Here is a 22,156-nt window from a genome sequence, read left to right on the forward strand (position 1 = left end):
AGTGCCTGGCGGTCATTCGCCTGCCAACCCGGCCTCGAGTAGGTCCATCTGGTCAGGGGAGAGGGCGACGAGCGTGTCCCCGCCGGGTTCCGGCGCAGCGACGGTCTCTTCCTCGGGCGGAAGTTCCTGTGCGATCGCCGCCAGTCGTTCCGGCGTCTTCTCGTCGAAGACCTGCCGCGGGGTCAGCCGCAGCCCGAGGGCGCGAGCGCGGACCGACACCTGCATCGAGGTGATGGAGTCACCGCCGAGTTCGAAGAAGCTGTCGTCGGGCCCCACCTGGGCGAGGCCGAGCACCTCCGCGAACAGGTCGCACAACTTCGCTTCCACGGGCGTGCGCGGGGCACGATTCGAAGCCATCGCGGCGAAGTCGGGGGCCTGCAGCGCCCGGTGGTCGAGCTTGCCGTTCGGGGTGAGCGGCATCTTCTCCAGCGACACGAACGCCGCGGGCATCATGTAGTCCGGCAGGCGTTCCGCAGCCAGCTCCCGCAGCGCGGCAGCCAGTGTGCCGTTCTCGGCGACGGCGTCCGCCGACGGCACGACGTAGGCCACCAGCCGCTTGTCGCCCGGCCCGTCCCGGCGGACGGAGACCGCCACCTGGCCCACCCACGGGTGTTCCGCGAGCACGGCCTCGATCTCGGCGGGCTCGACGCGGTATCCACGCACCTTGACCTGCGCGTCGACGCGGCCCGCGAAGATCAGCTGGCCTTCCCTGGTCCAGCGGAACAGGTCGCCGGAGCGGTACATCCGCTCGCCGGGGGCGAACGGGCTGGCGACGAACCGTTCCGCCGTCAGACCGGGCCGCCCGAGGTAGCCGCGGGCCAGCCCCACACCGGCGATGTAGAGCTCGCCGACCACGCCGGGCGGCACCGGCTGCAGGAAGGCGTCGAGCACGTAGTGCCGCACGTTGTGGATCGGGCCGCCGAGCGGGACCACGTCGTGTCCAGGGGACAACGGGGCGCTCATCGTCGAGCAGATGGTCGTCTCGGTCGGCCCGTAGGCCTGGATCACCCGGCGCCCCGGTGACCAGCGGTCCACCAGCGCGGCCGGGAGAGCCTCGCCGCCGGTCAGCACGGTCCGCAGGGTGTCGGGCAGGTCGTCCTCGCTCGCCAGCACACTCGGCGACACCGTCAGGTGCGTGATGCCCGCCTGCCGGATCGCGGCGCCCAGCGTCACCTTCGGCGGCATGCTCGCCGCGTCGGGCAGGACCAGGGTCGCGCCCGCCAGCAGGGACATGTAGAGCTCGGAGACCATGGCGTCGAAACCGATCGCGGACAGCTGCAGGATGCGCGAGGACGACGTCACGGCCATCCGCTCGATGTGCGCGTACCCGAGGTTGACGAGTCCGGAGTGGGTGACCAGGACACCCTTCGGCACCCCCGTCGATCCGGACGTGTAGATCACATACGCCGCGTCTTCCGGTGCCACCGCGGGCGATTCGGCGACCGGGTCGGTGGTGGGCAGCTCCTCCAGCACCAGCACCGTGCCCGCGAACTCCGCGGGCACGAACGACCGGGTCGCCTTCGTGCACACCAAGACCCCGGGCGCCGAGTTCGCCAGCATGAACTGGACGCGGTCACGCGGATAGTCCGGATCGACCGGGACGAACGCGCCGCCGGCGAAGGTGACCCCCAGCAGGGTCACCGCGAGGTCGACCGAACGCTCGACCAGTACACCCACCCGGGCTTCGCGCCGCACGCCCGCTCCGGAGAGCAGCCGCGCCAGCGCCTCCACTTCACTGAGCAATCCTCGGTACGACAGGCTTCGCGCCGCGTCTTCGACGGCGACCGCGTCCGGTGTCCGCTCCGCCTGTTCGCGGAGCAGCACCGGCAACGTCTTTTCGGTGAGCGGTGCGTCGGTCCGATTCCACTCGTCCACCACCAGGCGGCGCTGCTCCGGGCCGATCAGGCCGACCCGCCCCACCGGCGTCCGCGGCTGCGCCAGCACCTGGTCGAGCGCGCGGAGGATCGCCGCGACCGTCTCCTCGGCCCCGGTCCGGTCGAGCACGTCCGGCCGGTAGATCACTTCACCGTGGACGCGGCCTCCCGCCACGGACGCGCGCAGGGACAGCGGATAGTGCCCGTCGTCGTCCGAATTCCCCGCCGGCCGCATGACGAGCGCGTCGGAGCCGTCGAGCCGGGGCGGCGGGGCCGGGTAGTTCTCGAACACCACGATCGTGTCGAACGCCGCGCCGCGGCCGGCGGACTTGGTGATCTCGCTCTGCCCGAGGTGCTGGTGCGGCAGCAGGTCGAGCTGCCGCTCCTGCAGGTTCTTCAGCATGTCGACGACGGGCTCGGTGCCGACGAGACGGGCCCGGACCGGCAACATGTTCATGAACAGGCCGATCGCGGCCTCCACGCCGGGGATCTCGGGCGGGCGCCCGGCCACCGCCGCGCCGAAGACCACGTCCCGGCGTCCGGTCAGCCGGGCCAGGTGCAGGGCCCAGATCCCCTGGAAGAGCGTGTTCGGTGTGACCCCGTGACGGCGGCTGAACTCCGCCAGGCGCCTGCTCGGCCCGTCGCCGAGCTCGAACCTGACGCGGTCGGGTTCGAGCGGGGTGAGGATCGACTCCGGCGGCACGATCTGGGTCGCCTCGTCGAGGCCGGCGAGTTCGGTCCGCCACGCCTCGTGGGCGGCCGCCTTGTCCTGGCGGGCGATCCAGGCGAGATAGTCGCGGTACGACGCCGAGGCGGGCAGCGCCCGGCCGTCACCGCCCGCTTCGTACGCGGTCAGCACGCCGGTGGCGAGCAGCGGCAGGGACCAGCCGTCGACCACGATGTGGTGTGACGTGAAGATCAGCCGGTGCTCGCGTTCGCCGAGGCGCACCAGGTGCAGGCGCAGCATCGGTCCCCGGGCCAAGTCGAACCGGTCGGCGTGCTGTGCCGCGGCGAGGCGGTCGAATTCCGCCAATGCCTCGTCCTCGGGCAGCCGGGACAGATCGGTCTCCTGCCAGGGCAACGTCACCTCGCGGGCGATCGCCTGCACGGCCGTCCCGGATCCGAGCTGGTGGAAACTCGCCCGCAGGGCGGCGTGCCGGTCGAGCACGGCCTGCCAGGACGCGCGGAACCGGGCCACATCCAGCGGACCGTCGAGGGCGAGGGTCCGCATGCTCGCGTAGACGTCGGGACCCTCCTCGTCGGCGGTGTGGAACAGCAGACCTTCCTGCAGCGGGGAAAGCGGCCAGATGTCGAGCAGGTCCGGCACGGCGGCCTCGATCTCCGCCACCTCCCGCTGCGTCAGGGCGGTGAGCGGGAAATCGGACGGCGTGTGTCCCCCCGCGCCGCCGTCGGCGTGCGCGGCGAGGCCGGTCAGCGTGGCCAGCCACGCGTCGGCGAACGAGTCCGCTTCGGCGTCGCCGAGAATCCGTCGGGCCCAGGTCACGGTCAGGCTGAATTCGGGGCCGTCCGCGCCGTCCACCACGACGGCGTCGATTTCCAGGGCGTGCCGCAAAGGCGTGTCCCCGTCCGCCGCGTCGCCGACGATTCCCGTTATCCGCCAAGGCTTGCCGTCGCCGTCGGACCGTGCCGAGAAGCGGCCGAGGTAGTTGAACCCGATCTCCGCCTTCGGCAGCGCGGCGAGAACCGGCGCGGTCTCCGGGTTGAGCCGGCGCAGCATCCCGTAGCCGAGACCGCCGTCGGGGACGGCCCGGACGTTCTCCTTGACCTGCTTCAGCAGACGACCGGCCGCGGCGCCGCCCGCGATGACTTCGGCCGGGTCGGCGCCGGTCGTGTCCAACCGGAGCGGATGGACGTCGGTGAACCAGCCGAGTGTCCGCGACAGGTCCATTTCGCCGAGGGGCTGACGTCCGTGGCCTTCGACGTCCACCACGACGGCGGTGCCGCCGCGCCAGCCTGCCACCGCGCCCGCCAGGGTGGCCAGCAGCACCTCGTGGACACCGCAGTGGAAGGCCGAGGTGACCTTCTCCACGAGTGTGCCCGCGTGCTCCCCCGGCAGGGTCCAGGTCCGGCGTCCCGCGGTCGACACGGTGTCGCGCCGGGGATCGAGTTCGCCCAGCCGCGGCTGTGCCCCGCCGAGTATCTCGGTCCACGTCGCCAGTTCCGCGGTCCGGTTCGCCGCCTCGGCGGTCAGCGTGCGCGACCAGCGCCGGAACGAGACGTCCGGCGGGTCGAGCGACGGCCGCAATCCCGCGATCGCGGCTTCACAGGCCACCTGCAGGTCCGGCAGCAGGGTTCGCCACGACACGACGTCGACCACGAGGTGGTGCGCGGCCACCACGAGCCGTCCGGAGCGCGCCGGTCCGGCGTCCACCAAGACCGCCCGGACCATGACGCCCCCGACGGGATCCAGGCGTGCCGCCGCGTCGCTCGCGATTCCGTCGAGGTCGCCCGCGGTGGCGTCGACCCGTTCGACCAGCGTCACCGCGTCGACCGTTCCCCGCTCGGCCACGACCAGCCGGGGCAGGTCGCCCTCGGTCTCGACGAGCCGGCTCCGCAGCAGGTCGTGCGTGTCGATCACCGCGCCCAGCCCGGCCGCCAGCGCGGGCACGGAAAGGTCGCCGGGCACGTCCACGATCACCCACTGCGCCATGCCGCCGCGGGTCAGCCCGAGCGGGTCGCGTTCGAGCAAGGCCCGCACCACCGGCGTCAACGGGACCTCTCCGACGCCCTCGCCGTCCTCGGCCCGCGTCCGTCCGCCGTGTTCGGCGACCGCCGCGATCCCCGCGGGTGTCTTCCGGTCGAAGACCTGCTTCGCCCCGAAGAAGAGGTTTTCGCGACGTGCGCGGGCGGCCAGCCGCATCGAGAGGATCGAGTCCCCGCCCAGCTCGAAGAAACCGTCGTCGGCGCCGACCCGGTCCAGCCCGAGGATCTCGGCGAACAGAGCGCACAACAGCCGCTCGGTCTCCGTCCGCGGTTCGCGTCCGGCCGCCCTCGGCGTGAACTCCGGGGCGGGCAGGGCCGCGCGGTCGATCTTCCCGTTGAGCGTCAACGGGAAACCGTCCAGCACCAGCACCACCGACGGCACCATGAACTCCGGCAGCCGGGCCGCGAGGTGCGCGCGGACCGCGTCGGATTCCAGTTCCCGCCCCGGTTCCGCGGTCACGTACGCGATCAGGCGCTTCTCGCCCGGACGTTCTTCCCGCGCCACCACGATCGCCTGCGCGACGGCGGGGACGTCGGTCAGCGCCGCCTCGATCTCGCCGGGTTCGACGCGGTAGCCGCGGATCTTCACCTGGGCGTCGGCACGCCCGCCGAACAGCAGTTCGCCCTGCTCCGTCCAGCGCGCCAGGTCACCGGTCCGGTACATCCGGCCCGGGCCGAACGGATTGGCGACGAAGCGCTCCGAGGTCGACGCGGTGTTGCCGAGGTAACCGTGTGCCAGTCCGGCACCGGCGATGTAGAGCTCGCCGGTCACGTTCGGGGCCAGTGGCTGCAGGAACGCGTCGAGCACGTAGACCTGCCTGCCGGCCAGCGGCCTGCCGATCGGCAAGGTGTCGCCCGTTCCGGCCGCTGGTTCGAGGACGAGCCAAGTGGCGCAGAGAGTGCCTTCGGTCGGGCCGTAGAGCTGCCGGAACCGCACGTCCGGGCAAGCCCGGCGCATCCGTTCGACGGAGGCGAGCGGTACCGCGTCCCCACCGGTCAGGATCTCCCTCAACCCACGGAAGGACTCCGGTGCTTCCTCGGCCACCGCACGGAAGGCGCCCGCCGTCAGGTGCGCTGTCGTCACGCCGCGGGAGATCGCGTCGCGGAGCCGCTCCGCGTCGACCGTGCCCGGTTCGGCGACCACCACGCGGGCCCCGCTGACCAGCGGCACCCAGAGCTCGACCAGCGAGGCGTCGAACGCGTGCGAAGCGTGCAGCAGCACGTGATCGCCGGGGCCCTGCGACCAGCCCGGGTCGCTCGCCAGCGCCGCCACACTTCCATGCGGCACCGCGACCCCCTTCGGCACCCCGGTCGATCCCGACGTGTACATCACGTAGGCGACGTCCTGCGCGCCGACCGTCACCAGCGGCGCCTCGTGCCGCGTTCCGTCGATCGCCGTCAGGTCCGCGACCACCGGCTCGACCCCGTCCGGCACCGCCTTGCGGCTCGCTTCGAGGCAGACCGCGACCGACACCCCGGCGTCGGCCAGCATCCGCTCGATCCGCTCCGCGGGGTAGTCCACGTTCACCGGAACCTGCGCGGCGCCCGCCTTCCAGACCGCGAGCAGGGCGACAAGAAGGTCCGCGCCGCGATCCATGATCACGCCGACGCGGTCACCGCGCCGCACGCCGGCGGCGGCCAGATATCCGGCCAGCCGGTCGGATTCGCGGTCGAGGCCGGTGTAGGACAGGGCGCGTTCGCCGTCCACGACCGCCACCGCGTCCGGCGAGGCGCCCACCCGACGCCGGAACAGTTCCAGCACCGACGTCGTGTCGGCCGCTTCGCCCGTCGAGTTCCAGCGTTCCACCACCGAAGCGCGCGCCTGTCCGCTCGCCACGCCGAGGCGGCCCACCGGCAGCGAAGGCCGCGCCACCACCTGTTCCAGGACACGGACCACCTGCCGGGCGACCTCGGCGGCCGTTTCGCCGTCGATCCGGTCGGGCCGGTAGGACACGTTGATCCGCAAACGGTTCCCGAGGCTGACGTTCATGGTCAGCGGATAGCCGGTGCCGGTCCGGGTCACGACCGAACTGATCGCGACGCCACCGTCGTCGCCGAGGCCGTCGGCGGTGTGCGGATAGTTCTCGATCATCACGATGGTGTCGAAGACCGCGCCGGATCCGGCCACCTTCTGGATCTCCGGCAGCCCCAGGTACTGGTGCTCGGTCAACGCCGCCTGGCGGCCCTGCAGGTCCTGGAACAACTCCAGCACCGGACGGCCGCCGTCGAGCCGCACACGGACCGGGACGGTGTTGATGAACATCCCCACCATCCGCTCGACGTCCGGCACCTCCGCCGGCCGCCCGGACACCACCGACCCGAACACCACGTCCGTCCGGCCGGTCAGCCGCGCCAGCACCAGTGCCCACGCGGCCTGCAGGATCGTGCTCGACGTCAGGCCGTGCCCGCGGGCGAGCTCGGTGAGCGCCCGCGTCGTCTCCTCGGAGAGCCATTCGGCGTGTTCCCCGGGCATCACCATCGTCTTGCCCGCGTCAGCGTCCACAAGGGACGGTTCGGCCAAGCCGGCGAGTTCGGCCTGCCACGCCGACCGGGTCCTCTCCCCGTCCTGACCACCCAGCCACGCCAGGTAGTCCTTATAGGACGGTGCCGTCGACGGGAGCTGCCCGCCCGCGTAGGCGATCGACACCTCACCCAGCACGAGCGGCGTCGACCAGCCGTCCAGCACGACGTGGTGCGACGTGAGCACGAACCGGTGCCGGTCCGCGGCGAGCCGGATCAGCAGCAGCCGCAGCAGCGGCGCCTTGGTCACGTCGAACCGCCGGGCCTGATCCTCCGCGAGCAGCCGCTCGACCTCGGCGGCCGCGGCCGTCTCGTCGAGGTGCGACAGATCCGCCATCCGCCAAGGGACGTCCACCTCACCCGCGACGACCTGCACCGTGTCACCGGAGCCCAGCTGATGGAAGCCGGTCCGGAGCGATTCGTGCCGGGCGACCACCCGGCTCCACGCCTCGCGAAGGCGGCGCGCGTCGAGCGGCCCGTCAAGATCGAGGATCCGCTGGCTCTGATAGACATCGACCCCATCGGCGTCGAAGTCCCGTTCGAACAGCATGCCTTCCTGCAGCGGCGACAGCGGCCAGATGTCCGTCAGCCCCGGCGCCGCGGCCTCAAGCTCCGCCACGTCGCGCTGTGTCAGCTCGACGAGGTCGAAGTCCGAGGGGGTGTGGCCGCCCGCGCCGGGATCTTCGGCGAGGGCCGCGAGACCGGTCAGCATCTCCAGCCAGGCCTGCCCGAGCCGCTCCACCGTGGCGAGATCGGCATCCCGGGTGTCGATGGCCAGCCCCAGCCGGGGTCCGGCCGGGGTGTCCTGAAGTTCCGCGCTGACCTCCACGGCGTGCGCGAGGACCATGTCCGGACCACCGCCGAGGGGCCCTTCCCCGACGGGCTGCCACGCGCTGTCCTTGGGGGCGAGCACGGTCCGGCCGAGATAGTTGAACCCGATCCGCGAAGACGGCAACGCGGCCAGCCTCGCCGCGGTCTCGGGATTGAGATGGCGCAGCAGCCCGTAACCGGATCCATCACCGGGCACCGCGCGGATCTGTTCCTTCACGGTCTTCAGCAACGGCCCGGCGGCCCCGAGGTCCACATCGGACAAATCGAAGCGGACGGGGTGGACGCTGGTGAACCAGCCGACGGTGCGCAGCAGATCCTCGCCGTCGGCGGCTTCGCGACCGTGTCCTTCCACATCGACCAGCAGCCCGGCGCCGGTACCGCGCACGCGCGCCACCGCACCCGCGAGACCCGCCAGCAGAACGTCTTGGATACCGCAGTGGAACGCCCCCGGCAGAAGGCCCACCAGTGCGCGCGCCTCGCCGCCGGACAGCCTCGTGGACCACGAATGCGACTGCCCGGTGTGCTGTCCGGTGTCCGCTTCCACGGCCGGGTCCGCGCCGTCCAGCAGGGCGACCCAGTCCTCGAGTTCGGCCACGGTCTGCTCGCTGCGCGCCTGCTCGGCCTGCCGCAACGCCCACTGCCGGTACGACGTCGCCGGGGGTTCGAGGGCAGGGGTCCCGCCGGAGACCACCTCGTCGTACGCCGCCCGCAGATCCGGCAGCAGGATGCCCCACGAGACCGCGTCGACCGACAGGTGATGCGCCACGAAGGCCAGCCTGCCCGGCTCGGCGGCCCCGGCGTCGATCCACACGACCCGCGCCATGACTCCCGCCGACGGATCCAGCGTGCCCGTCGCCGTCCTGACCTCGCGTCCGGCGATCTCGTCGAGATCGCCTGTCCCGGCGGCCACCCGCGTCACCAGTCCGGCCGCGTTCACCGCACCACGCTCGGGCACGATCAGGCGACCGCCGGGCTCCACCCGGGCCCGCAGCAGGTCATGCGTGTCCAGGACCGCTCGCAGCGCGGTCACCAACGCGTCCAGGTTCAACCCCGCCGGGGTGACGACGACCCTCACCTGCGCGAAACCAGGGCGCAGCGCGTCGTCCCCGAGCGCGCGCATCACCGGCGTCCACGGGATCTCTCCCACGCCGGAGACGACCTCGGCGCGGGGTGCCGTGGCGGCCGCTCGCGCCAAGGCCGCGAGGCGTTCCGGGGTCCGGTGCTCGAAAACCTGCCGTGGGGTAAGGGAGATTCCTTCGCGACGGGCACGGGCGGCGACCTGCATGGACGAAATCGAGTCTCCGCCCAGCTCGAAGAAGCCGTCCTCGATCCCGACCCGGTCGAGGCCGAGCACCTCGGCGAACACTCCACAAAGGATTCGCTCGGCCTCGGTGGTCGGCTCCCGGCCCGCCGCCTTCGCGGCGAAGTCCGGTTCAGGCAGTGCCCGCCGGTCCACCTTTCCGTTGACCGTCAACGGCAACTCGGCCAGCACCAGCACCGCGGCCGGAACCATGAACTCGGGCAGCGTCTCGGCGAGCTGTTCGCGCAGCGACACCGGGTCGAGCTCCCGCCCCGCTTCGGCGACCACATAGCCGACCAGGTGCTCGTCCCTGGCGAGTACCACGGCCTGCCCGACACCCGGCAGGCCCGCGAGGACGACCTCGATCTCGCCGGGCTCGACCCGGTACCCGCGGATCTTCACCTGGTCGTCGGCCCGCCCGGCGAAGGCCAGCGTGCCCTGATCGGTCCAGTACGCCCGGTCCCCGGTCCGGTACATCCGCCCGGACGGCACGAACGGGTCGGCGACGAACCGCTCGGCCGTCAACGCCGGACGATCCAGATATCCTTGCGCCACACCGGCTCCGGCGGCGTACAGCTCGCCTGCCACCCCCGGCGGCACGGGACGCAAGAACGCGTCGAGGACGTAGACCCGCCGTCCCGCGAGCGGTCGCCCGATCGGCAGCACCGAGCCCGTCCGGTCGCCGGGTTCGAGCAGCCACCACGTCGCGCAGAGCGTGGCCTCCGTCGGGCCGTAGAGATGCCGCACCCGCACGTCCGGGCACGTCCGCCGCACGCGCTCCACCGCCGCCAGCGGCACCGCGTCGCCACCGGTCAGCACCTCGCGCAGCCCGGCGACCGACTCCGGCGACTCCTCGGCCAGCACGCGGAAGGCTCCCGCGGTCAGGTGCGCGGCCGTGACGCCACCCGCCACCTGACCCGCCAGCGCTTCGCCGTCCACCGCACCCGGTCCGGCCAGCACCACGCGGGCGCCCGACAGCAGCGGGACCCAGAGCTCGAACAGCGAAATGTCGAAGGCGTGCGAGGCGTGAAAGAGCACGGCGTCATCGGGGCCCACTCGCCATCCCGGCTGCCCGGCCAGCGCCGCGACGTTTCCGTGCGACACGGTGACACCCTTCGGCGTCCCCGTCGAACCCGACGTGTACATCACGTAAGCGAGGTCGTCGGGGCTCGTGCCCGCCGACCGGCGCGGGGATTCCGCCACCGCCGTACGCGTCCGAGGATCGTCCAGAACGATCGGATCGAGGCCGACGTCCAGCACGGTGTCCCGGTAAGTCTGCGCGCACACCACCGCCGCCGGCCCGCAATCCGCCAGCATGAACTGCACGCGGTCCACCGGGTAGGCGGGATCCACCGGCACGTACGCCGCGCCCGCCTTCCACACCGCGAGCAAGGTCGCGACCAGGTCGGGTGACCGGTCCAGTACCACGGCCACGCGGTCCCCGCGCCGGACTCCCTTGTCGTTCAGGTGACCGGCGAGCCGCTCGGCGCGCTCGGCGAGTTCTCCGTACGACATCGTCCGATCGCCGTCGACGATGGCCACCTCGTCGCGGCGGTTCTCGACCTGACCATCGAACAGCTCCAGCGCCGACCGGCTCGGCGACGGCTGCGAGGCCACACCCCACGCGTCGACCACCAAGGCACGCTCGGCCGCGCTCGCCACCTCGACGCCGGCCACCGTGAGGTCGCCCGCGTCCGCCAGCTGACGCAGCACCCCGGTGAAGCGCTCGACGATGGCGAGCGCGGCGTCGGTGTCGAAGAGATCCGTCAGATAGTCGAGCTTGAAGTACATCGTCTCGCCGGGGACGGCGACCAGCGTGAGCGGATAATGGGCGGCCACCCGGCCCTGATGTACTCCGACGCCGAAAGTCTCCGCGGAGCCCAGTTCGCCGGAATCATGGTGGAACTTCTCGAAGACGATCAACGTGTCGAAGACGGCGCCGGGGCCTGCCGCCTGCTGGATGTCCGACAACCCGACGTACTGGTCGGGAATGAGCGCCGACTGCTGCCGCTGCAACTCCGTCAGCAACTCGATGACCGGGCTCGAACCGCGCAACCGCACGCGCACGGGAACGGTGTTGAGGAACAACCCCACCATCCCCTCGACCCCCGGCAGGTCCGGCGGGCGCGCCGATACCGCCGCCCCGAACACCACGTCCGTGCGCCCGGCCAGCTGCGCCAGCACCAGTGCCCAAGCGCCCTGCACCACCGTGTTCAACGTCAACCCGTGGCCGCGGGCCAGCTCGCCCAGCGATCGCGTGACGTGCTCCGGCAGCTCGATTTCGACGCTCTCCGGCTCGGCCGGCGCCCGCCCCGGATCGGCGGCCACCACCAAGGTCGGCTCGTCCAGGCCTCGCAGCCGTTCCGTCCAGGCCGAGAGCGATTTCGCTTTGTCCTGACGGCCCAGCCACGCGAGATAGTCGCGGTACGACGTCACTTCCGGCAGCTCCAGCGGGCCGCCGTCCGCCGCGTACAGCTTCGACATCTCGTCCAGCAGGATGGGCAGCGACCAGCCGTCCATGATCGTGTGATGGCAGGTCACCACCAGGCGGGACGCGCGGTCGCCGAGCCGGATGAAGGTCAACCGCAGCAACGGCGCCTGCGCGAGGTCGAACCTCGTCGTCCGATCCTGCTCGGCCAGTGCTCGCACGGCCTCCGCGGGATCATCGAGATGGGAAAGGTCGGCCTCCCGCCACGGCAGGTCCACCTGCCTGGTGATGATCTGCACCGTCTCACCCGATTTGCGCTGCCGGAAGCAAGCCCGAAGCGGGGCATGCCGGGCCAGCAGCGTTTCCCACGCCGAGCGCAGTCTGGCCGCGTCCACCGCGCCGTCCAGGTCCAGGATCCAATGACCTATGTAGACGTCGGGCCCTTCGCCGTCGTAAACCGCGTGGAAGAGCAATCCGGCCTGCAATGGCGACAGCGGCCAGATTTCCTCAATCCGCGACTGGTTCATCAATGTCTCCCTCGATCAGCAAAGGGCCTGAAGTTCGTAGAACTCAGCTTGAATTCCTCGATCCGGCATCGAACCGGTTCGAGGAGGGCGACGTCGTATGCGGAATATCCCCCGCAGCAGGATCATCCCCCTGCCCGGCCTTATCGGACAACATGTCCAGCCGCGCTATTTCCGGTGCAGGGCAATGATCTCGTGGTCGATTCGGATCACAGAGAAGGCAAGGCAGCGCCAAGCCGAGGTGGATGTCGCTCACAATTGGGGGTGTGTGGAAATAGGGACGTTGAATGTCCCTATTTCCACACACACCTCACGCCTGTGCGGCTGCCCAGTTTCGTCGTGACCGGTCCGGTCGGTAGAGGCAATGGTAAAGCAAATGCGCCGTGTCGCGAAAGCCACTTCCCGGACATGCGATGTCTCGAAAGCGGCTTTCGCGACATGAGCTTTGGGAGCTAGGTCCTGCCGCGCTCACCACTCACCACTAGCGTCAACGGCCGCTTTCGAACTCGGCCTCGAATTCGTCGATCTCGTCCTGATTCAGTTCCAGAAGGGCGACGTCGGACGCGGCGAATTCCGTCGCGACGGGGCCGTTCGTGCCCCGCTCCACGATCGCCGCGATGGCCGCGGGCGTCCGCTGCTCGAACACCTCGCGCGCGCCGAAGGCCATCCCCTCGCGGTGGGCCCGCGCCGCCAGTTGCATCGAAAGGATCGAATCCCCGCCCAGTTCGAAGAAACTGTCGTCCGCACCGGCCCGCTCCAGGCCGAGCACCTCGGCGAAGAGCGCGCACAGCAACCGCTCCGCCTCCGTGACCGGTTCCCGGCCCGAAGCACGGCCGTTGAAGTCGGGATCCGGCAGCGCGTCCCGGTCCACCTTCCCGTTCGCCGTCAACGGGAGCGCTCCGAGCACCACCACCGCCACCGGCACCATGTACTGCGGCAGCCGGGCCGCGACACCTTCGAGCACCGCGGCTTCGTCGACTCCGGTCTCCCCGGCGGCCGTCACGTACCCGATCAGCCGTTTGCCGGAAGCACCGTCGCGGGCCACGACCACCGCCTGGCCGACGGAATCCAGGGCCATCAGTGCCGCTTCGATCTCTCCCGGCTCGATCCGGTATCCCCGGATCTTCACCTGATCGTCGACCCGGCCGGCGAACACCAGCTCCCCGTCCGGATTCCACCGCACCAGGTCCCCGGTCCGGTACATCCGCTCACCGGAAGCGGACGGGTCGGCGACGAACCGCGTCGCGGTCAATCCCGCCCGGCCGAGGTAGCCCCGTGCCACTCCCGCGCCCGCCACGTACAGTTCGCCGACCGCGCCCGGAGGCACCGGCCGCAGCCACGAATCCAGTACGAACACCCGCGCGTTCGTCATGGGGGTACCGATCGGCACCACGTCACCGGACGGCGCCGCCTGACCGGGTTCGAGCCGGTATTCGACACAACCGACCGTCGTTTCGGTCGGCCCGTATTCGTTGACCACCACGGTATTCGGGTAGGTCCGGCGCCACTGGGCGATCGTGTCGACGGGCAGCTGTTCGCCGCCGAGCAGAAGGTCGCCCGGCACGGTGATTTCCCGGGTGCCGGTGTCCAAGGTCTTCAAGTGACTCGGCGTGGCCTTGAGGAAAACCGACGGGGCGCTTTCCACCGTGCCGATCAGGTCTTCCAGCGCGCCGACGTGAACCGTGCCGCCCACGGTGAGCGGAGTGAGCACCGCGGTCACCGTCAAATCGAAGGCGATCGACGAATGCATCAGCGATCGTCCCCGCAGGCCGGGATACTTCTGTCCACAGTGGAACAGATAGTTCGCCAGGTTCCGGTGGGTGACGACGACGGCCTTGGGCTGACCGGTGGAACCCGAGGTGTAGATGAGGTAGGCCGGGTCGCGCGGATCCAGCGGCCGGACGCGGCCGGTGCCGGTGACCGGTTTCCGGTCCGGACCGGCCGGTTCGCCGACGACGCCCGGATCGTCGATCACCATCGTCGTCGACCGGGTGGCCAGTACCGCACCGGCCGGTGTCGCCGAAAGCGCCGCGGTGGTGATCACCAGTGCCGGTCCGGCGTCGTCGAGCATGTAGGTGACCCGGTCGGCCGGATAGACCGGATCGATCGGCAGCCAGGCGCCGCCTGTCTTGGTCACCGCCAGCAACGCGATGACCAGTTCCAGCGACCGGGGCAGCATCACCGCGACCAGGTCTTCAGGTCCGACACCCCGATCGATGAGCCGGCGCGCGAGCCGATCGGCGCGGGCGTCGAGTTCGGCGTAGGACAACGACCGGTCCTCGAAGGTCACCGCGGTCGCCTCCGGGGTGGCGGCGACCTGGGCGGCGAACAACTCCGGCAGCGTCCGGTCCGGCACCTCCACCGCGGTCTCGTTACGCGCTCGCAGCTCTCGCCGTTCGGACTCGGTGAGGATCGGCACCGCCGACAGCGGCAGCCGCGGATCGGCGACGACGGCTTCGAGCACCTGCGTGAAGCGGTCCAGCACGGCAGTGGCCTGCTCGGTGGTGAACAACGCGGGTTGGTGCTCCAGGCGCAGCCGTAGGTCGGTGCCGGGCACGACCGCCAGCGCCAGCGGATAGTGAGTGGCGTCGGCCGCGGTCAACTCCCCCACCTTCAACCGATCCGGTTCCGCATCTGCGGTCTCGGCGGGCCGGGGGTAGTTCTCGTAGACGACGAGGGTGTCGAACAACCGGCCGAGCCCGGCGGCCTGCTGGATGTCGGCGAGCCCGACGTGGTGATGCGCCAGCAACGCGACCTGCTCGTCCTGCATCCGCCGCACCAGCTCGGCGAAGGTCTGCCGCGGCCGCATCCGGACCCGGACCGGCACGGTGTTGATGAACAAGCCGACCATGGTCTCGATACCGGGCAGCTCGGCCGGTCGCCCGGACACCACCGACCCGAACACCACGTCGTCGCGTCCGGTGAGCGCCGCCAGCACCATGCCCCACACCGCCTGCAGCATCGTGCTGACCGTGGCCCCGCACTCGCGGGCTCGCGCGGCCAAGGCTTCGGCGAACGTCTCGTCCAGTGCGGCCCACAGCTGCCCTGGCAGCTGGACCGGTACCGGCCGGTCCTCCGCGACGAGGGTCGGCTCCGGCAAACCCGCCAAAGTGTCCCGCCACGCGGCGGTCGACGCCTCCTGATCGCTTTCGCGCACCCAGGCCAGGTAGTCCCGGTACGGGGTGACCGGCGCCAGCGCGGCCGGAACCGCTCCCTCGCGGTAAAGCGTGCACAGCTCGTCCAACAGCAGCGGCGTCGACCAGCCGTCGAGCAGGATGTGATGGTTGGTCAGCACCAGCCGGTGCTCGTCCTCGCCCAGCGCGATCACCGTGATCCGCAGCAGCGGGGGCTCGGCCAGCTCGAACGGCTTTGCCCGGTCGGCCGCGGCCACCACCGCCGCCTCGGCGACCGGATCCGCCGACTCGGTCACGTCGACCAGGGTCACCGGCACCTCCACGACACCGGGGATCACCTGGTAGGCGGTCCCGTCGGCGGCGTGCCGGAAGCCGGCGCGCAGATTCGGATGCCGGTCCAGCAGCCCGCGCACCGACTTCCGGAGCAGCCCCAGGTCCAGCGGACCGGTCAGCTCCAGCACCGCCTGCGCGGTGTAGACGTCGACTCCGCCGGCGTAGCCCGCGTGGAAGGCCAGCCCGTGCTGCAGCGGCGAAAGCGGGAGCAGATCGGCGACACCGCCGGCGTCCGCGTATTCCGCTTCAAGGGCCTCGATCTCGCCCTGGCCCAGGTCGACGAGGGCGAAGTCGGACGCGGTGTGCCCGCCCGCGGCGGGATCGTCCGCCTGCCGCGCCAAGCCGGACAGCATGTCCAGCAAGCCCTTGGCCAGCCGTTCGACCTCGGCCTCGTCGAGGAGGCCGTCCTGCCATTCCAGCAGGAACGTGAGTTCGGGACCGCCGGGCAGATCCTGGACGAAGGCGTTGACCTCGACAGCGTGCGGCAGGCCCATGCCGGGTTCCAGCGAACTGCCGATATCGCCGACCGGCTGCCACGCCCGTATACCGCTCTGCTCACCGGTGGCGGACCTGCCCATGTAGTTGAACCCGATCCGCGGTGAGGGCGACTTCGCCAGCACCGGCCCCGTAGCGCCGTTGAGATGACGCAGCAAGCCGTAGCCGAGCCCGTCACCGGGCACGGCCCGCGACTGCTCCTTCACCAGCTTCAGCAACCGCCCTGCCGCCGGACCTCCGACGAGCGCGTCCGCCAGATCGGTGCCCGCGACCTCCAGCCGGACCGGATGCGCGCTGGTGAACCAGCCGACCGTCCGGGACAGGTCCGCGCCGTCGACCGGATGACGGCCGTGGCTTTCCACCTCCACCAGCACCGCGTCTTCGCCGTGCCAGCGCGCCACCGCTCCCGCCAGCCCGGCGAGCAGGACCTCGTGCACCCCGCAGTGGAACACCACCGGCGCCCGCCCCACCAACGTCGAGGTCTGTGCCTTCGGCACCACCCACGACCGGGAGCGCACCGCACCTTCCGCGGCCCGGCTCGTGGTCGGCATCGACGCGTCGGTCCGGTGCTGGTCCGATCCGAGAATCGCCTTCCACGCGGGCAGTTCGGCGACCCGCTCCGCGGAGACCGCCCACTCCTTCAGCCGGCTCGCCCACTGCTTGAACGACAGCCCGACCGGCTCCAGTGCCGGCTTCCGTCCCGCGGCCACCGCCTCGCAGGCCAGCTGCAGATCCGACCGCAGAACCCGCCACGACACACCGTCGACCGACAGGTGGTGCGCCACGAAGACCAGGCGGCCGACCCGATCCGGTCCGGCGTCCACCCACACGGCCTGCGCCATCACCCCGGCCGACGGATCCAATCGGCTCACGGCCGCTCGCGCCGCTTCCTCGGCGACCTCGTCCGGCGAGCGACCGTCGGCGTTCACGCGCGTGACCGAGCCGGTCACATCCAGCGCCCCGCGCTCTCCCACCACCAGACGCCGGCCGCTCCCGTCGTCGACGACCCGCGCCCGCAACATGTCGTGCGTGTCCACCACGGCCGCGAACGCCGCCGCCAACACCTGCTCCGTCAGATCCGCGGGCGCGCCGACCGTCGTCCACTGCGCGAACCCCGGTCCCGTGACGCCGTCACCCAGCATCCGCATCACCGGCGTCCACGCGACCTCACCGACACCCTCCGGCGCCGTCGAACGAACGGGCTCCGGCGACGCCGCCTCCTCCGCCAGCCGCGCGATCCGCTCAGGGGTCTTCCCGTCGAAGACGTCCGCCGCGGTGAACGTCAGCCCCGACCGCCGCGCCCGTGCCGCCAACTGCATCGAGAGGATGGAATCCCCGCCCAGCTCGAAGAAGCTGTCGTCCACCCCGACCCGCTCCAGGCCGAGCACCCCGGCGAACAACTCGCACAACGCCCGCTCGGTCTCGGTGGCGGGCTCCCTGGCGGGCGGCCCGGTGGTGAAATCGGGATCGGGCAGCGCGCGCCGGTCGATCTTCCCGTGCGCCGTCAGCGGCAGGGCGTCCAGCGCCACCACCGCCGCGGGCACCATGTACTGCGGCATCCGGGACGCGAGCCGCGCCCGCACCGCCTGCGTGTCGATGTCGCCGGGAGTCACGTAGGCGACCAGGCGATCATCGCGCACGGTCACCGCGGCCTGAGTCACCCGAGGGTAGCCGGACAAGGCGAACTCGATCTCGCGCGGTTCGACCCGGAAGCCACGGATCTTGACCTGGTCGTCGGCGCGTCCGGCGGAGACCAGCTCACCCTGGTCGGTCCAGTACGCCAGATCCCCGGTCCGGTACATCCGCTCACCGGGGACGAACGGATCGGCGACGAACCGCTCGGCCGTCAGCCCCGGGCGGCCCAGATAGCCACGGGCCACCCCGATCCCGGCCAGGTACAGCTCACCGGTGACCCCGGGCGGCAACGGGCGCAGGAACGAGTCCAGCAGATATCCGCGCACCCCGGGAACCGGCCCGCCGAACGGGATCGGGTGCTGGCCGGGTGACAACGGCATGCTCATCGTCGCGCAGATCGTGGTCTCGGTCGGACCGTAGGCGTTGATCATCCGCCGGTCCGCGGACAACCGGTCCACCAGCCCCGGCGGGCAGAGTTCTCCCGCCGCCACCACCGTCTCCACCGTTTCCGGCAAGGTCTCGGCCGTGCCCAGCACCGACGGCGGCGCCTTCACCTGCGTGATGCGCCATTTTTCCAGCACGTCGGTGAACGACGCCCTCGGCGGAAGATCCTCCTCCGGCGGCACGACCAGCGTCGCCCCCGACAACAGCGCCATCATGACCTCGGACACGATGGTGTCGAAGCCGAGCGCCGCGAACTGCAGCACGCGTGACGACGGCGTCACCCCGAACCGGTCGATATGCGCCAGCGCCAGATTCCCCAGTCCGGTATGGGTGACGACGACGCCCTTCGGGGTTCCGGTCGACCCCGACGTGTAGATCACGTACGCGGCACTACGCGGATCCACCCGCGGCAGCTCCGCCTCCGAGCCCGACGCGAGATCCACCTCGTCGATCACCAGCAGCCGGTCCGCGAACTCCGCGGGCACCGTTGTCCGCGTCGTCCCCGCGCACACCACCAGCATCGGATCCGCGCTACGGAAGATCCATTCCTTGCGCTCGTCCGGATAGGCCGGATCCACCGGCACGAACGTGCCGCCGGCCAGCAACACGCCCAACATGCCCACCGTCCACCAGGACGATCTTCCGACCACGAGGCCGACCCGGCATTCGGATCCGACACCGTGGTCCCGCAGCACGGCCGCGAACTTCAGCGACCGCTCCCACAGTTGCGCATAGGTCAGCTCGCCGCGGCTGTCCGCCAGCGCCACGTTGTCCGGCAGCCGCGCCGCCATCCGGCCCACCAACGTCGGCAGCGGCTCGCCCGCCACCAACGGTGGTTCCCAGCGGCGCTTCTCGGCCGCGCCGACCCCGATCCGCCCCACCAGGCCCGCCGGGTCGGCGACCAGTGCGTCGATCGCGCCGACGAACCAGTCCAGCAGCGACTCGGCGACGATCTCCGGGACCTGCCCCTGCCAGTAGCCGAGCTGGATCCTGAACCGGTCCCCCGGCGTGATGCCGAGGGTCAGCGGATAGTGGGTGCCCTCGATCGTGCGCCGATGCGTCCATTGGGCGGCGTACTCGCGCGGGTAGTTCTCGACCACCAGCAGCGTGTCGAAGGTCGCGCCGGGGCCGGCCGCCTTCTGGATCTCCGGCAGGCCCAGATGCTGATGCGGTTTGAGGGCCGTCTGACGGCTGTGCAGCTCGGTGAGCAGGTCGACGGCCGATTGCCCGCCGTCCAAGGTCACCCGGACCGGCACCGCGCTCATCAGCAGGCCCGGCATCGACTCGATACCCTCGAGTTCCGCGGGCCGGGTCGCGACCATGGTGCCGAACACCACGTCGGTCCGCCGCGTCAAGCGTGCCAGCACCATCGCCCACGCGGCGTGCACCACCGTGCTCGGCGTCAGCCCGTGCTCGCGGGAGAACTCCAGCAGCCTGGCGTGCAGTGCCGGCGACAGGTGGGTGGCCCGGTAGTCGTAGTCCGTCGCGGCGCCCGCCGTCGCGATCAGGGCGGGCTCGTCGAGGCCGGACAGTTCCGTCCGCCAGGCCGCGCGGGCCGCGTCCTTGTCCTGCCGGTCCAGCCAAGCCAGGTAGTCCTTGAACGAGGCACCGCCGCGCGGTTCCGGCAGCTGCCCGCCCGCCGCGTACGCCTCGGACACCTCGTTGAGAATGACCGCCACCGACCAGCCGTCGACCAGGATGTGGTGGATGACGAACAGCAGCCGGTGCCGGTCCTGGCCGGTCCGGACCAGCACCAGCCGGACCAGCGGCGCGGCGGCGAGGTCGAACCGCTTCTCCTGTTCCTGTCCGGCCAAGGCCTCGACGGCGGCGTCGACATCGTCGGCCCCGGTCAGGTCCACCGCCCGCCACGGCAAGGTGAAGTCCCCGTGGACGGCCTGCACCGTCTTGCCCGATTCGAGTCGATGGAAGGTCAGCCGAAGCTCGGCGTGCCGTCGGACGACCGCTTCCCACGCGGCCCGCAGCCGGGCCTCGTCCAGCGGTCCGTTCAGCTCCAGGATCACCTGCACCTGGTAGATGTCCGGCCCTTGGTCGTCGAGGATCGATTCGAAGAGCAGGCCTTCCTGCAACGGTGCCAGCGGCCAGATCTCGTCGGCAGCCGGAGCGGCGATCGCCAGCTCCGCCTCCTCCGCCGCGGTCAGGGTGATCAGGGGGCCGTCGACGGGCTTGTCGGCCGGTACCGGGCGCGCCACGGCCGCCAGCCGGGCGGGGGTCTTCTCCTCGAAGATCTGGACGGGTGTCACCAGCAAGCCCGCCTTGGCCGCCCGTGCCGCCAGGCGCATCGCGAAGATCGAATCGCCGCCCAGGTCGAAGAAGCCGTCGTCGACACCGGCCCGGTCGAGCCGCAGCACCTGGGCGAACAGTCCACAAAGGATCCGTTCTTCCTCGGTCGCGGGTTCGCGGCTCGTGGCGCTCGCCTCGAACCCGGGAACGGGCAGCGCCGCCCTGTCCACCTTTCCGTTACGGGTCAGCGGAAGCGCGTCCAGCGCGAGCAGGGCGACCGGGACAAGGTACGCCGGCAACACCGCCCCGAGCCGCTCGCGAACGAGAAGGGTGTCCACCTCCCCGTTGGCCACCACGTAGCCGACGAGCCGTCCGTCGATCGCCGCCACGAAGGCGTCTTGCACCTCGGGCTGCGCGATCAGCGCGGCTTCGATCTCGCCGGGCTCGATCCTGAAGCCGCGGATCTTCACCTGGTCGTCGGCCCGGCCCGCGAACAGCAGCTCACCGTCCGGGGTCCACTGAGCGAGGTCCCCGGTCCAGTACATCCGCTGCCCTGGCGCGGCGGGATCCGCCACGAACCGCTCCGCCGTCAGTCCCGCGCGGCCGAAGTAGCCCTCCGCCAGGCTCCCGGAGAGGTACAGGTCACCGACGACGCCAGGCTCGACGGGCCGCAGCGACTCGTCGAGCACCTGAACCCGGCGGCCCGACAGCGGAGACCCGATCGGCAGCACCGGACCCAGCTCGTCACCCGGCTCCACCACCAGCCACGTCGCGCACATCGTCGCTTCCGTCGGGCCGTACATATGCCGGATCCGTGCCAGGGGGCAGGCTTCCCGTATCCGCTCCACCGCGTGCACGGGCACCACGTCGCCACCGGTCAGCACCTCACGGAACGCCGCGAACGATTCCGGCGATTCCTCCGCCACCGCGCGGAAACTCCCCGCGGTCAGGTACACCCTCGTCACCCCGGCCGCCGCGGCGGCGCGCAGCCGCCGGGCGTCCACCGCACCCGGTTCGGCGATCACCACCCGGGCACCCGCCGCCAGCGGCGTCCAGATTTCGAGCAGGGAAGCGTCGAAGGCGTGCGGCGAATGCATGAGCACCGCTTCGCCCGGCTCGATCGCCCAACTGGGGTCCTGCACCAATTCCGCGACGCTGCCCTGGGAGATCGCCACTCCCTTCGGCGTGCCCGTCGAGCCGGACGTGTACATCACGAACGCCAGCTCTCCCGGGCCCACCGCGGCCGCGGACGCGTCGGGAACCTCGTCGTCCGTGGCGGCGTCCACCTCGATCGACTCGATCCCCGACGGTACGGCGTCACGCGCCGCGGCCGAGCACACCATCAGCGCGGACGCCGAATCCGCGACCATGAATTCCACCCGCGGAGCGGGGTAGGCGGCATCGACCGGCACGTACGCCGCTCCCGCCTTCCACACGGCGAGCAACGCCGCCACCAGGTCGGCCGACCGGTCCATCATGACCGCGACGCGGTCACCGGGGCGGATACCCCGGTTGATCAACCGCCCGGCCAGCCGGGCCGCGCGCTCGTCGAGCTGCCGATACGTCAGAACCCGATCGCCCTCGGCCACGGCCACCGCTTCGGGCGTCCGGTCGACGTGAGAGGCGAACAGAGCCAGCACCGTCGTCGGCGTGGTCCGCATGGCGGAATTCAT

General features: G+C 71.2%; 2 protein-coding genes. Both read right to left on the bottom strand.

Translation table 11 applies throughout. The annotated features are described in order from the left end of the window. Window positions 1-12: 12 nt before the first annotated feature. Entirely contained in the window at window positions 13-12,204 is a 12,192-nt protein-coding gene (locus tag AVL48_RS34010; protein WP_061981353.1) for a non-ribosomal peptide synthetase, read from the bottom strand. Window positions 12,205-12,688: 484 nt separating this feature from the next. Further along, window positions 12,689-22,156: a non-ribosomal peptide synthetase gene (locus AVL48_RS34015; protein WP_061981352.1), complete on the bottom strand. Its 9,468-nt coding sequence runs from the start codon at window positions 22,154-22,156 to the stop codon at window positions 12,689-12,691.

Origin of the sequence: Amycolatopsis regifaucium, assembly GCF_001613935.1 — a bacterium.
In the GTDB taxonomy this organism is placed as follows: Bacteria; Actinomycetota; Actinomycetes; order Mycobacteriales; family Pseudonocardiaceae; genus Amycolatopsis; species Amycolatopsis regifaucium.

What these genes read in the sequence shown, in the direction of transcription:
- AVL48_RS34010 (WP_061981353.1), bottom strand. Translation starts at nt 12,204, where the DNA reads ATGAACCAGTCGCGGATTGAGGAAATCTGGCCGCTGTCGCCATTGCAG.
- AVL48_RS34015 (WP_061981352.1), bottom strand. Translation starts at nt 22,156, where the DNA reads ATGAATTCCGCCATGCGGACCACGCCGACGACGGTGCTGGCTCTGTTC.